Annotated in this window: 11 protein-coding genes; 8 read left to right on the top strand and 3 right to left on the bottom strand. The window is 34.4% G+C overall.

Going from position 1 to position 12,738, the window contains the following annotated elements; all coding sequences use genetic code 11:
• Positions 1-12: 12 nt before the first annotated feature.
• Positions 13-1,377 (top strand): PEFG-CTERM sorting domain-containing protein, encoded by a 1,365-nt coding sequence (locus ACOQN3_RS09760; protein WP_420546262.1) that lies wholly within the window; start codon positions 13-15, stop codon positions 1,375-1,377.
• 98 nt (positions 1,378-1,475) lie between these two features.
• Here the strand turns inward: ACOQN3_RS09760 and ACOQN3_RS09755 are convergent, their stop codons facing one another.
• Positions 1,476-4,253, bottom strand: a complete 2,778-nt coding sequence (locus tag ACOQN3_RS09755; protein WP_420546261.1) for a virginiamycin B lyase family protein — start codon at positions 4,251-4,253, stop codon at positions 1,476-1,478.
• Between the two features lie 103 nt (positions 4,254-4,356).
• Here ACOQN3_RS09755 and ACOQN3_RS09750 point away from each other — a divergent pair, with 103 nt between their 5' ends.
• Positions 4,357-4,995, top strand: a complete 639-nt coding sequence (locus ACOQN3_RS09750) for a hypothetical protein (RefSeq protein ID WP_420546260.1) — start codon at positions 4,357-4,359, stop codon at positions 4,993-4,995.
• Positions 4,996-5,008: 13 nt separating this feature from the next.
• Here the strand turns inward: ACOQN3_RS09750 and ACOQN3_RS09745 are convergent, their stop codons facing one another.
• Positions 5,009-5,866: a PEFG-CTERM sorting domain-containing protein gene (locus ACOQN3_RS09745; RefSeq protein WP_420546259.1), complete on the bottom strand. Its 858-nt coding sequence runs from the start codon at positions 5,864-5,866 to the stop codon at positions 5,009-5,011.
• A gap of 58 nt (positions 5,867-5,924) precedes the next feature.
• Entirely contained in the window at positions 5,925-6,743 is an 819-nt protein-coding gene (locus ACOQN3_RS09740; protein ID WP_420546258.1) for a CFI-box-CTERM domain-containing protein, read from the bottom strand.
• 110 nt (positions 6,744-6,853) lie between these two features.
• On the opposite strand from ACOQN3_RS09740, the gene ACOQN3_RS09735 reads away from it, so the two are divergent.
• From ACOQN3_RS09735 to ACOQN3_RS09710, 6 genes are all read left to right on the top strand, one after another.
• A complete protein-coding gene (locus ACOQN3_RS09735; RefSeq protein ID WP_420546257.1) occupies positions 6,854-8,566 on the top strand; it encodes a peptidase in 1,713 nt (570 codons plus the stop codon).
• A gap of 41 nt (positions 8,567-8,607) precedes the next feature.
• Positions 8,608-8,814, top strand: coding sequence for a hypothetical protein (locus tag ACOQN3_RS09730; protein ID WP_420546256.1), 207 nt, complete (start codon positions 8,608-8,610; stop codon positions 8,812-8,814).
• On the top strand, positions 8,771-10,375 hold the full coding sequence (locus tag ACOQN3_RS09725; RefSeq protein ID WP_420546255.1) for a peptidase: 1,605 nt from the start codon (positions 8,771-8,773) through the stop codon (positions 10,373-10,375). The genes ACOQN3_RS09730 and ACOQN3_RS09725 overlap by 44 nt, the downstream gene beginning before the upstream one ends.
• 63 nt (positions 10,376-10,438) lie before the next feature.
• Positions 10,439-10,831 (top strand): hypothetical protein, encoded by a 393-nt coding sequence (locus ACOQN3_RS09720; RefSeq protein WP_420546254.1) that lies wholly within the window; start codon positions 10,439-10,441, stop codon positions 10,829-10,831.
• Positions 10,824-11,324, top strand: a complete 501-nt coding sequence (locus ACOQN3_RS09715; protein WP_420546253.1) for a winged helix-turn-helix transcriptional regulator — start codon at positions 10,824-10,826, stop codon at positions 11,322-11,324. Before ACOQN3_RS09720 ends, ACOQN3_RS09715 begins: the two co-directional genes overlap by 8 nt.
• A gap of 28 nt (positions 11,325-11,352) precedes the next feature.
• Positions 11,353-12,549, top strand: a complete 1,197-nt coding sequence (locus tag ACOQN3_RS09710) for a peptidase (RefSeq protein WP_420546252.1) — start codon at positions 11,353-11,355, stop codon at positions 12,547-12,549.
• Positions 12,550-12,738: the final 189 nt, after the last annotated feature.

Below are 12,738 nucleotides of genomic sequence, written 5' to 3'. Positions count from 1 at the left end.
GTAATAGATATAATGTTGAAATCTTCAAAATTTGGCTTCTTTGTAATAGCTTCGTTCCTTTTAATTTCTACTCCTAACGTTTATGGACATGGTCTAGGATTTGATAAAATTTCATCTATAGATGTTGCAGGCAAGGACATTTCAATATCAGTTGAAATGCCAACTTATTTTGAAAACGATCAACAAACTATCACCATTACTGCTACAGATAACGAAACAAAAGAAAATGCAAAAAATGTAACCTTTCTTATTGGTCTATTTCATGAAAATGAAATCATCTTTAGAAATTATTTCTTTACAGAAAATGGAATCTTATCGATTCTAGTTACTCCAAATCAAGAAGAGACAATTGAAATTAAAGGAGAACAAGATTTGTTGCTTGGGGCTTGGCATGGAACCGAATCCAAACCAATTGAAATTACTGGACCTTTGTTTGATTCTGGAGGACTATACAGTTTTGAATTCGAAGTTAGAACAATTGATGAGCCAGATAACATCATTGAAAATTCTACTGTACATACTGCTGATTTGACTATTGTAGAAACAGTTTCTTTTATTGAAAAAGATACAGAAAATAATGATGTTGAATTCCGCTTAAAATCATACTTTGATAAAATTTCTAACTTTGAGTATGATCCTCTAAAAAAACAGGTAACATTTGAAATGCCTTTTGATTGGAGAGAAGAAAAAATGTCCCATATTCCAGTTGTACATGAGGAGGTTCATTTTCCAAAAGACTTTACAGACCTTTTATCGCCTAGCTATACAGGTTATGCAAATGGAATTGAATTATTCAAAGCATCTGTAACCATTGATGATTATACTGAAGACGATGAAAGGATTGTTCATTTTGTACTCCTGCAGGACCATCTGAGATTTTTAAAAAATGAAATGAAAAGACTAGATCAACCTTTGCCAGATAATATTGTATTTACTTTAACAACTAGTGAGAATATTGAATTTCCATTAGTTGCCTATACAATAAGTGAAGATTTCCAGGTAAATCTTGCATGGGATCCTGTAAATATTGAGCCTGGTGTTGATACTAATTTTATTTTCACTATCCGTGATGGCGCTACCGGGGAGCCATTACGAAGTTCTGACTATACATTTGTCATACTTCAAAATGGTAATGAAATCCATAGAGTATCTGGTGTTGCTCAGATAGGAGGAGAATTTGAAAAATTCACATTTGCTGAAGATCAGACAGGACCTACTGTAATAAAATTTGAAAACATTCGTAATACCGGACAAGAAACCGAATTTGGAATTATGGTAGCTCCCGAATTTGGAACAATAGCAATGCTAATTTTGCTTATTTCTGTTGTAGGAATAATTTTTGTAACAAAGAAAACTTCATTCAAATTCAATTTGTAAAATTTACAGGATACCATTTCATCTTTATTTAGATGACATTTTCTCCTGATTGGAATTTATTCAGCTTCTCTATATGACAAACAGTATATAATTACTGATTATGAATTAAGTTCTAAATTCAATCTTCTTTTGTCTTGAACACTCTTCACAAAGAACAGCGATGTTGCAATAATTCCTAGCGCAATTAATGGTGATGCAATTTCAGTATATTTGATTTTCAGATTATTTGTTGATTCTATTTGTGTAGATGTTATTGGCATTTCTGTTATCTTGACTGTACCAATTTTGTTTGCTTGTTGTTCAACAAACCATACGTTCTGATCTCTATCTGATGTCATAAATTGTACAAAGGATGTCTCAGAAGGCACTGCAACCTCAATCATGTCTTTGTTATCTGGATCATACACTCCAATGTTATCAACTGTATGTTGTGCAAACCAAATATTCCCATATCTATCAAATGTCATTCCAAAGGGCAATGCTTCTTCATCAAAAATTGGGATTCTTTCAAACGTCTCTAGTATGGGGTCAAATTTTGTAATTGCAAGCCCTGTATGCTCTGCAATCCATAAATTCCCCTCTTCATCAAAAATCAGTGCCTCTGGAGATTCAAGTGTTGTTTCAGATGTAATTTGAGTTATTTCGTTGTTATCTGGATCAATAAATCCAATCTTGCCAGTTCCAGTTGTACTGTACCAAATCATTCCATTCTCATCAATTGTTAAAGCAAAAGGTAATGATTGCCTCTCAGGTAGTATGATTTCTTCAAATTCGTCCAAATCTGGAATATATTTTAGAATTCTATCTTTGTTAACAATTGAAATCCACAAATTCCCATTAAAGTCTGCCTGAATGAAGATTGGAGCATTATCTGAAATCACAGGATCCAGATCTGGAATTGTTTTGGTTGTTATCTGTTTGTTATCTGGATCAATAAATCCAATCTGATTTCTTGATGTATCGGTAAACCAAATTCTGCCCTCTTTGTCTTGCGTTAATGTCATAGTAGTTAGACCATCAAATGAATATGGTGTAAATTTCTCTGTTTCAAGTGAAAATTCCCATATACGAGGAGCTGAAGGATCACTAATCCAAATAGATTTTTTTCCGTCATAAATTGGGAACCATGGTGTTGCATCTTCAGGAAGTTCATACTCAATAACTTGAGTTTGAATATTTGCAAGTCTTGGTTTTATTGTCAATTGGATAATCTTAGATTCGCTAGCCTTCTCGGTTCTTTGAATTTCCACTTCTAGTTGCCAATTTCCAGAAAATCCAAACGTTGCCTCTCCCTGAAATTCTATTGGTTCATTGCTTTCTTGTTTGGTGATTTTCATTGGAACTTCAATAGCTGAAAGATTTTTTGTTGGATTTGATACCTTTACTTTTATCTGATCCGAATCGTATAGCGGCTTGTTCTCAAAGTCACTTACTTTGACTGTAACTGTATTTTTTCCACTTGAAAATGGAGATATGTTGATATCCATTTTTGTACTTTCAGTAAATTCTATTGCTGAAAAACCATAGATAATTTCTTGCGCATCAACTTTTTGTATTTCACCTGCAGGTAAAGTTCCATTTGTGATTAATGCTACTACACCTAACAGTATGATTCCTAATGCTACATCGATTTTGAGGGATTTTTTTAATTTTTTGTGTATGTCTGTTTTTCCAGAATGAATGTTCTTTTCACCATTTTTTTGTAGTCTGAACTGGAAAAACCCTCCTAGTCCAACCATTACTGCTGCAATTGCAATCTTTAATATGATGAGCTGCCCATAAACTGATTCTGTAATTAATTGCACGTCGCTTTCCAAAAACCACATCAAGGTTGGGCCAGTTATTATTACAACTCCTAAGGAAATGACAAATGCAATTGAAAATCTTGGAATTAGCAGTAGGCTTAATTTTTCTTGTTTTGTCTGTTTTAGTTCTGATAGTGCAGGAAGCAAAATGAAAACAAAATAAATAATTCCTCCTATCCAGATTGCTGCAACCAAATTGTGGATATAGTCCAGAACAAATGCAGCTTCTATGCCACTAGCTGCTCCATGTCCAATCATACTTGAAGTGCTAATCAGTATTAGAGAAGCTATTAGAATAGGTATTTGGTTTCGTTTTGATAATAATTTTTTTCTATCAGCACCAAACCACAAGCCTAGCAAGACAACTGTAATTGCCATTCTGAGCAACCAAATGTTTCCAAAATAAGTCTCAATGACATCAATTGGTGATGTCTCTAATCTTATGACTTGAATTACTAGCATCAAAATATTTGAAACAAAAACTAACGTTAGCCCAATCCCTGTGATTGACATAAACTTTCCATGGTGTAGTCTTTGAATCTTGTCTATCTCCTCTTTGATGATATACTTGTTCTGAGTTCCCCAAATTATTAGAGATGCGATGATTGCTCCCAAAATTATTGTCTGACCTACTAATCCTGGGAATCTGGCTCCTGCTTCGGTAAGAAAAATTATTTCCGAAGGTTTCTCAATATCCATATCTGGAATCACTACATCTCCAACTGCAAACAAGAATGCATCTGGAACCAAGTGACCATCTACTTTTGATAGAACTTTGGTGGATGCGGTGTATATTCCGTCTTCTAATGGTGGGGTTGTAACTATGAGTGATTTTTCATCTTCATAATAGTTTGTATCTCTATTATCAACTTGATTTCCGTTACTGTCTAGTACTTTGATCTGACTAAAATCTATGTCAACTGGTTCAGAAAAAAATACAATTACTTCTGTAACTCCTGCAGGTGAATTCGAGGTCAAACTTGGAATTGTTTCTTCTGTAAATGGATGAGCATAAGCTGTGGAAATAGAAACTGAAAATAAAATTACAAACATGATCAAAACTTTTTTCATTTGATCTTCAGGTCAATATTGACAATTTAAACAGTTTTCATTTAATTCGTAATTTGTACCACTCTACATAAAGATAATAACTTGCATTTTTAAAATAGTAATCATGAAATTATTATTTTTTGGTTTTATTGCATTTGTTTTTACAATTGGCCTGATGGCAGTACCACCTTCATATGCACATACTACTGTAGAAGTTGAACATTATGAAATAGAAGCTGGTTGGGTAGTCGAACCACCTATTGTTGGTATACGAAATGACATCATCATGAAAATTACTGAACCTGGTGAAAGCCAAGGTTCAATCAAAGGAGTTACTCATGCATTCAAGTCACTAGATGCTACAGTAGTGTTTGGTGGTGCAACCAAGAAAATTGATTTTAATTCTGACCTCAGACCCGGTTATTATTTTTCACCAATAATTCCTACCAAAACTGGAAGTTATTCTATTGATCTAAATGGCGAAGTTGATGGAACTCCTGTTGTCATACAAATCCCAATTGAGGATGTTGAGAGCACAGCAATCTTGGATTTTCCACCTAGAAGCAGCGAAGGACCTGCAGACACTACTGCTCTAAAGAATGCCATATCCTCATTGCAACAGGATGTCTCTAAACTAAAAACAGGTGAAACATCTGTTCCTGCAACCAATGGTGGCATGGCATACGACTTTGCAATTTTTGGTTTGTCTATTGCAGCTGCAGCTATTATCTTAGCAATAATTGCATTAGTAAAAAGAAAATAGAAAAGAGGTATTCCTAAAATCTTGGAACGACTCTAGATTTTGCAGTTACTGCAACGATACTTATGATTGCAACAGCTAGTATCATCATTGCAATTGTTCCAAATTCTGGGACAACGTTTGAGAATACTACTTCTTCACCGATTGGTCCAGTTTTTTCATCAACACCAAAACCTTGGAATGTGATTTTGATATCTACTGGATCAGAAGAATCTAGTGGTGCTGTTTTGTGCATACCAGTACCATCGTGGTGATGTGCTCCTTCATCAGAGAGTACTTCATTACCATTTTGTGTAACCATGATATCGTGGTTAACATGTTCTGAATCTGCAAATTCAATAGAAATTTCCATCATTTCACCTGCAGTTGGTTCAGAAGTCCATATTGAAACCATTGTACCATCTGATAACATTCCGGTTGCAGTTGCATCTCCATCAGAGTGCATCATACCGTTGTCATCACCATGATCAGCTGCTCCTGCTTCTTGTACTATAATCACACCTACCATCCAAGGATGAACCATACAGAAATATGGTATTTCACCTACGGTCTCTGCTTTCCATTCAAATGAATTGTCTACCATTAATAGTCCAGTATCAAATTCACCGGTAGGGCCATCAGCTAAGCTTCCAGCAGTCCATGTGTGAGCTGCAGAATCTGTGTTTGAGAATACTACTACTCCTCCAACATCAACTGTTGCTACCTTTGGAATGTAACAACCTTCCTCAGTTTCCTCACATCCTGGTGATGCTGAACCTTCTGCTGGCACAATTGTGACTTCTGGATGATCTGCAAAAGCAGCAGGTGTCATTGTAAAAACTCCAGCTGCAATAGCAAATAGTACAAAGAAAGAGCCAATTGCTTTTGTCTTCATTGGAATGAGTACTTGATCGGATACATAAAAACCTCACTGGAATTTCCATCATTAAGACTTAGTTTTTTCGAACTTGATATGCTTTTATGATTCCAAATACTGGTATTCCAAAATACATTCCAACATTAAGTAGGATAACAGAAATTCCGTATCCTAGCATTTCTTGTTCAGAATCTATATCTACCAAACTCAGAATTGATAATGATGATATCATTGGAGTTAGAGCTAACTTCATAAATTCTTTGAAGACTGGATGTTCTCTTTCATAGTCTGCTATTGTTGGAGAAAATGAATAATAGAATTGATTAAAAGTAGTCATAAAAGCTGCTCCTGAATTTGTTTGTAAAACAATATTATCACGAAGTTCTCTTAATTGTTGTACTTGTGGTGCCAGCTCTGAACCAAAGGTGGCAGTTGCAATCAAACATCCTCCATTCTCATCTTGTTCTGTTGGTTGTTCTTGTTCTGTTGGTTGGCCATGAGCCTCTCCAACTAAGATGTCAAATGAAACAGTTTCAGTTGGAATTGGTTGAAACAAAATCCCCTCAACTTCAAAGTCAATGGAATAAATCCCCTCACCCAAATTGAACTCAATTGGTATTTTGACTGAACCCAAAGAAGTATGTGTAAGTGGAATGGGGCCAAAAACAGTTTCACCATCTTTAGAAATAGCAATTGTATAATCAATATGTTCTTGAACCTTTTGTGTTTGTGGATTTAGAAAATCAATCTCTAATTTTGTTTGAACATTTGGTTCAATTGAATCATAAGTTAATTTAACATCTAATGTTCCTTTGTCTGTAGGTAATGTCTGTGACTCTGCAAATGCAGGAATGGTCAAAAGAGGAATTAATAGCAATGCAATTAAAAATTTCATACGTTTTGTTTGAAATTCATAAATAAAAATTCTACTCTCTTTTATCAAAAAAATACTATCCGCAGTAATGTTGTACCAGCTTTAAATATGGACTTAACCTAATTTTGTTGTTGAATCAAAAGTTCGCTTTACTCATAACTATTATTGGAATATTTACAATACCTGCAGTTTTACCTGATGCCTCTGCTCATGGTCTGGGCGGTGATCAAGCTGAACCCATATCCTTTGGAGATATGAAAGTTACAGTCAGAACTGATCTTACTCCTTCTGATATTACGATAGGTGATATTGATGATATTAACATGAAAGTTAGATTCTTTGACACATTAACTGACACAACTTTGGAAAAAGTAACCTATCGAATTGAGGTTTGGAGAGCCGGTGATCTCTTGGCAAGAAATCTGTTTTATGATTTAGATGGACGATTAGATGTTGAAATACGTCCAGAAACTGGTTGTTCTGAAGCTGATTTATGGAAATGTACAATTTATGGTGGTTCTGAACACGTTACTGCTCCTGGTGCATTGTTTGTGCAGGGTGCAGCATGCAATGATGAAAACCTAGATACTTGTGCCAGACCAACTATCACTGGTCCTATTTTTGACAAAGGTGGTTTGTACAATATTCGAATAGATATTGAGGGTGCAACCAGTCCAAAAACAGTACTTGCAAATCTGCTAAGCTATGATACGTTTGTAAGCATTGCACAAGAACAAGACTTTGTAATTCAGACTGCAAGTGCAGAGGAGATTCCAATAATTGTAAAAACATACTATGACGAAGTTGAAAACTTTGAATTTGATACATCTGATAATTCAATTAGTTTTGATATGGCCTTTGACTGGAGTCCTGATTATGTAGAACTTGTACAAGTTGTACATGAAGAGGTTAGAGTTCCTAAATCATTTGTGCCATACGCTGAAGGAAAACAATTCAAAGGATATGTTAATGGTGTTGAGATTGATCAAAGAGCCTTACTAAACGATCCTTATTCTTACGATGACACTAATGTTGTTCATTTTCTAATTACGAATGCTGAACTTACAAAAATCAATGAGTCGTTAGGACCAGAAAATTATGATACTGGCAATATGAATCTAAAACTTGTACCATTAGATAAAGCCTCAAAGAGTTCTACAGAATTTTACCTTGTTGACACGGTAAATTATGAACAAGTTCCTACTACTGTAACTATCTCTTGGGATGGTCAATATGGCGCAAACCAAGCAATTCCATTTGAATTTGCTTTCTTTGATGAAGAGCGACAATTACTCAAAGATGTTAGATATGCATATGTAGTACTCGATGAATTTGATCAAGAAATAACTCGATACGCTGGTGATGATGATACAAATCCCGGAATTCTTTCAACTGAGGGAATAGATATCCAAAGAGTTTTTGTTCCTTCAGAAGGACAAATCAGGATTGATCTTTTGGTTTATGGGACTGGATTGGATTATGATCCAACTTATGCTGGAATTGGTTCTGCAATTATTGAAATAGGTCCTGGGGCTCCAGTGAATGACAACAATACTCCTTCCGTTTCTGACTCTGTAGAGATTCCATCTTGGATAAAGAACAATGCTGGATGGTGGGCAGATGATTCCATTGATGATAAAACATTTGTTCAAGGAATACAGTGGTTGATAACAAATGGAATAATGAAGATTCCTCAGACTGCACAAGGAACCGCCTCTGATTCACAAGACATTCCATCTTGGATAAAGAACAATGCTGGATGGTGGGCAGATGATTCCATTGATGATAAAACATTTGTTCAAGGCATCCAATATTTGATCCAAGAAGGGATTATGCGAGTTTAGTAATGGATTTTTAAATAAATTATGTGTGGGATGAAATTATCATGAAAGACATCAATGACATCATGCCAAAAATACCTAACATGAGGTGGGGTGCGCTGATGAACAAGGCTCCAACCAATAAAAAATTCGAAGAGATGAATAAGATTTTTCCAAGTAATGGAAAATGGCATACTGTATTTGAAGAAAATGATACGATCACGATTGATGGAAAAGAAATTAGAAAAAAAGATCCCAACCAGTGGACCTAATTTGAAAATCTCATCTTTCACTATAGTTCTTGTATTTGCATTTGTTTCTATAATTTCTATTAATGATGTATATGGTCATGGCGTCGGCAGTGAAACGTTTCCTCCAGTATCACTTGATGGCAAACTTGTCACAGTAGAAGTGTCATCTTCTCAAAGTGATCCTGAAACAAATGATGATCAACAAATCTCTATCTCTCTAATTGATTTTGATTCAAAAATTACCTTACGGGATGTAACTTTTCTAATAAAATCTGAACGGGGTGAGAATTTCTTATTTGAAAAAGAATTTCAAGCAGATAATGGATTCTTGGTTTTTAATTTTGTATCTGAAGATACCTCCTCTATTGTCATAGATGAGAAGCAAAATGCTAATTTTTTTGGTTCTCTACTGGGTCTTGACAGTAGACTCATTGATGTGAAAGGTTCTCAATTAAGTGAAGGTGGATTATACAAATTTGACATAACAATACTTACCGCAGATGGATATTCAAAAAAATTAGAAACTCCTCTAGTTTTCAATGCTGGCATATCTATACCTCAAACAACTACTCATAGTTTTGTAGATCCTAATTTTGACACACAAAGTATTGAGGTTGTCACGTATTATGATGAGATTTCTAATTTTGAGTATGATCCAACTTCTAAAGAAATCAAATATTATATGCCCTTTGAATGGAGTGAAAAAAATATCAATCAAACCTCAGTAGTTCACCAAGAAATTGTTATTCCAAATGAGTTTGGCGATTTACTGGTTTCTGGATTTAAAATGAACGTCAATGGAATAGAACTATCTGAAGATATTGTAAATATTGATGATTTTTTTTCTGATGAACGCATTGTTCATTTTATTATTTATCAAAAAGAATTACTCAAGATATTTGGAAACACCGAGACTCAAAATGGAATGAATTTTGTTATTAAACCAAATCGTGATGATGTTCATCTTAGTTCGGTCACAGATAATGGACAATTTAGGATTCTGGTTTTTTGGGAACCTGAGAATCTCAAGTCCGGTTCAAATGCAGAAATAAATTTTGATGTTACTGAAATTTTCTTAAAGAACAAACCCGTTGCAACTGAATATTATTTCTCTGTAACTCAAGATGAAAGAATAATTTATGAACAAAATGGTATCAGTAGTGATGTAAAAGATGTGCACAATAAAGCTGAATTTCTAATTCCTGAAGATGTCTCAGGAATTGTTCACTTGAATTTTGAAAACTTGGATAATAACAAACTAGCAAAAACAACAATACCAATAGTTATTGATCGAATAACCCTCTCAGAAAATTCTGCAATGATCCCTGATTGGATACGAAATAATGCTTCTTGGTGGTCTTCAGAACAAATAGATGATGGCACTTTTATTCGTGGGATTGAATTTTTGGTCAAAAATGAAGTAATTTTAGTTTCTTCTGAAAAACAAGTCCGATCTGAATCCCAAGAGATCCCATCTTGGATAAAGAACAACGCTGGATGGTGGGCTGAAGGCTCCTTAGATGATGCAACTTTTCTTCAAGGATTAGAATTCTTAATTGAAAATGGTGTTATTCGTGTATGATCTCATCAATTTCGAGAATTGAACCAGTTTCCTTAAATTGATAATTCACTAAATTTTGTTACCATGTTTAGGCCTGAACAGATCGTTGAGAGAAAATCTAAATTATTCTCATTGATAGTTGCCGGAGTTGTAGCAATACTTGCATTACCGATAATAATTCCTCACTTACTTCATGGATTTCACATTGCCCATATCTTCTTACATGTAGGTGGAATCACCCTAGCTGTTTTCATTAGCGTATTGGCATGCATTGCTTATTCAAGGCTACAAACAAAAAGATTGTTGCTAAGTACAATAGCATTTTCAAATTTCATAGTTGCTGAAATTACCTTGCTAGTTGATGCCACTTGGCCTTCTGCTTATGACTTTGGAGATGTTCCTCTCTCTGAAGTAGGACATTTATTGACGTTTGCCACATTGGGCTTACTGGCCTTAGGGGTGTTTAGAAATGACTAACAGAGATTCACAGATTCAGCAAATTATAGAACAAAATCCTGGAATTCAATTCCGAGAAATTATGCGTTCATCTGGGTTAAAAAACGGAGTATTGAGCCACTATTTAGGTAAATTAGAAAAACATGGAATAATTAAGGTAGTTAGAGGTCCTAGACAGGCTAGGTTTTTCCCTCCCCATATCACTGAGCTTGAATCTACTGTAATTAAGGCACTAAGAAAAGAAACTCCTAGAGCATTAATACTTGCGTTAATAGAAGATGAGGGGCTAGAATTTACTCAGTTAGTAAAAGCAGTTAAAAAATCACCATCAACAGTTTCTCTTTGTCTAAGCCAACTAGTGACAGATGCTTTAGTAGAAATAAAGTTCATTGACTTTAAAAAAAGATATTATATTAAAGCCCGAGATGTTATTGATAAATTAATTGAAGACTATAAACCAAACTTTATCGAAAAACCAGTGTCTGGATTCGAGGATATTATCAATTCCTTTTAGTCTGTCTACAGCAAAACTTTTTGTATTCTTGCTTGGTTTTTTAATTTCATTTACTTTTCTATTCCAAGTTTCTTATGCTGAAGTGTTTGTTCCTCCTGAAGAATATTTGCCATATTTTGATTCTAATGGGGTTTACACCGTCATTGGGAATGTAAAAAATAATTTTGAGTATGCAATCATTCCAACAATAGATGTTTCAATAAAAGATAATTCTGAAATTCTATCAAAAACAATTAGACATGTTCCACTAAGCTCAGGTTCTGAAGTCCCATTCAAAATAAAATTCCCTGAAGTATCAAGTGATAATCCAGTTTTACTTCCTCCGAATATTACATTTGAAATTACAAACAAGGATCCTCTCTTCTTGGAAGTCATTTACGATGAAACTTTGGTGCAATATGAAGATGGTCATCTTACAGGCAGAATTCAAAATACTGGAAACACTACTATTTTCAACCCAAAAGTCTATGCTGTAATTCATGGGTATGAACAAGTATTAGATATTGTACAGAATATGGAACATATCAATAAAATCGATCCTGGTGAAATAGTTAATTTTTCTATGTATCCAGATCCATCTGTAACAGATGATATTTTTTATTATAGCTGCTTTGCACCCGTAGATACTACGGTTGTTCCAGTTACTACAATTAAGAATGGTGAAGAATTTGATTTTAGATATGATTCTGGAGCGTGGTATTCTGCTGCAAAATTTAATGAAGAAGGAACCGTTCTAAGCATAAGGGGTTACAACAGCTATCCATTAGAGACCTATGCAAATTTTGAATTTGCTCCAATCTCAGGTAATGAAAAGTTTGATGTTACTCTGAATGATGAACCAATTGAATTCATTCAGAGTATAGATGAAATGGGATATTGGCACGTGGCTTTTAATGTAGATCCTAGGTCTCAGGGGGTTTTGAAAATTTCTGGTTTTGAAGTAGGTATTCCACCTCAAATCTCAAAAATTCCGAATTGGATAAAACTTAATGCAAATTGGTGGTCTACTGATCAAATATCTGATGATGAATTTCTAGAAGGAATTGATTTCTTAATTCAAAAAGAACTTGTTTCTTCTCCTATGTATACATCAGATGATTCTAAACAAAAAATACCACAATGGTTGAAATTACCAGCAAATTGGTGGGCTACTGATCAAATATCTGATGATGAATTTCTAGAAGGAATTGAAATACTAATTCAACGTCAAATAATTATTATTTGAAGAGAACTCTTAATTTTTTAATACCTTTTCTGTCTTGTTTCAGATTCTAGTTGCTACAAATCTAACTACTAACTGGTATATTTTACAAATGAACCAATTTTGTTTTTACATACTCTTGTTAGAATTATCATACCGGCCATAATCTAGATGAGAAATGGAAGAGTCTTCATGTTTAACTATTTCTCATCT

This window comes from Candidatus Nitrosopumilus sp., from assembly GCF_965223225.1.
In the GTDB taxonomy this organism is placed as follows: Archaea; Thermoproteota; Nitrososphaeria; order Nitrososphaerales; family Nitrosopumilaceae; genus Nitrosopumilus.
This window is presented reverse-complemented; position numbering and strand designations above follow the sequence as displayed.

What these genes read in the sequence shown, in the direction of transcription:
- ACOQN3_RS09760 (WP_420546262.1), top strand. Translation starts at nt 13, where the DNA reads ATGTTGAAATCTTCAAAATTTGGCTTCTTTGTAATAGCTTCGTTCCTT.
- ACOQN3_RS09755 (WP_420546261.1), bottom strand. Translation starts at nt 4,253, where the DNA reads ATGAAAAAAGTTTTGATCATGTTTGTAATTTTATTTTCAGTTTCTATT.
- ACOQN3_RS09750 (WP_420546260.1), top strand. Translation starts at nt 4,357, where the DNA reads ATGAAATTATTATTTTTTGGTTTTATTGCATTTGTTTTTACAATTGGC.
- ACOQN3_RS09745 (WP_420546259.1), bottom strand. Translation starts at nt 5,866, where the DNA reads ATGAAGACAAAAGCAATTGGCTCTTTCTTTGTACTATTTGCTATTGCA.
- ACOQN3_RS09740 (WP_420546258.1), bottom strand. Translation starts at nt 6,743, where the DNA reads ATGAAATTTTTAATTGCATTGCTATTAATTCCTCTTTTGACCATTCCT.
- ACOQN3_RS09730 (WP_420546256.1), top strand. Translation starts at nt 8,608, where the DNA reads ATGAAAGACATCAATGACATCATGCCAAAAATACCTAACATGAGGTGG.
- ACOQN3_RS09725 (WP_420546255.1), top strand. Translation starts at nt 8,771, where the DNA reads ATGGAAAAGAAATTAGAAAAAAAGATCCCAACCAGTGGACCTAATTTG.
- ACOQN3_RS09720 (WP_420546254.1), top strand. Translation starts at nt 10,439, where the DNA reads ATGTTTAGGCCTGAACAGATCGTTGAGAGAAAATCTAAATTATTCTCA.
- ACOQN3_RS09715 (WP_420546253.1), top strand. Translation starts at nt 10,824, where the DNA reads ATGACTAACAGAGATTCACAGATTCAGCAAATTATAGAACAAAATCCT.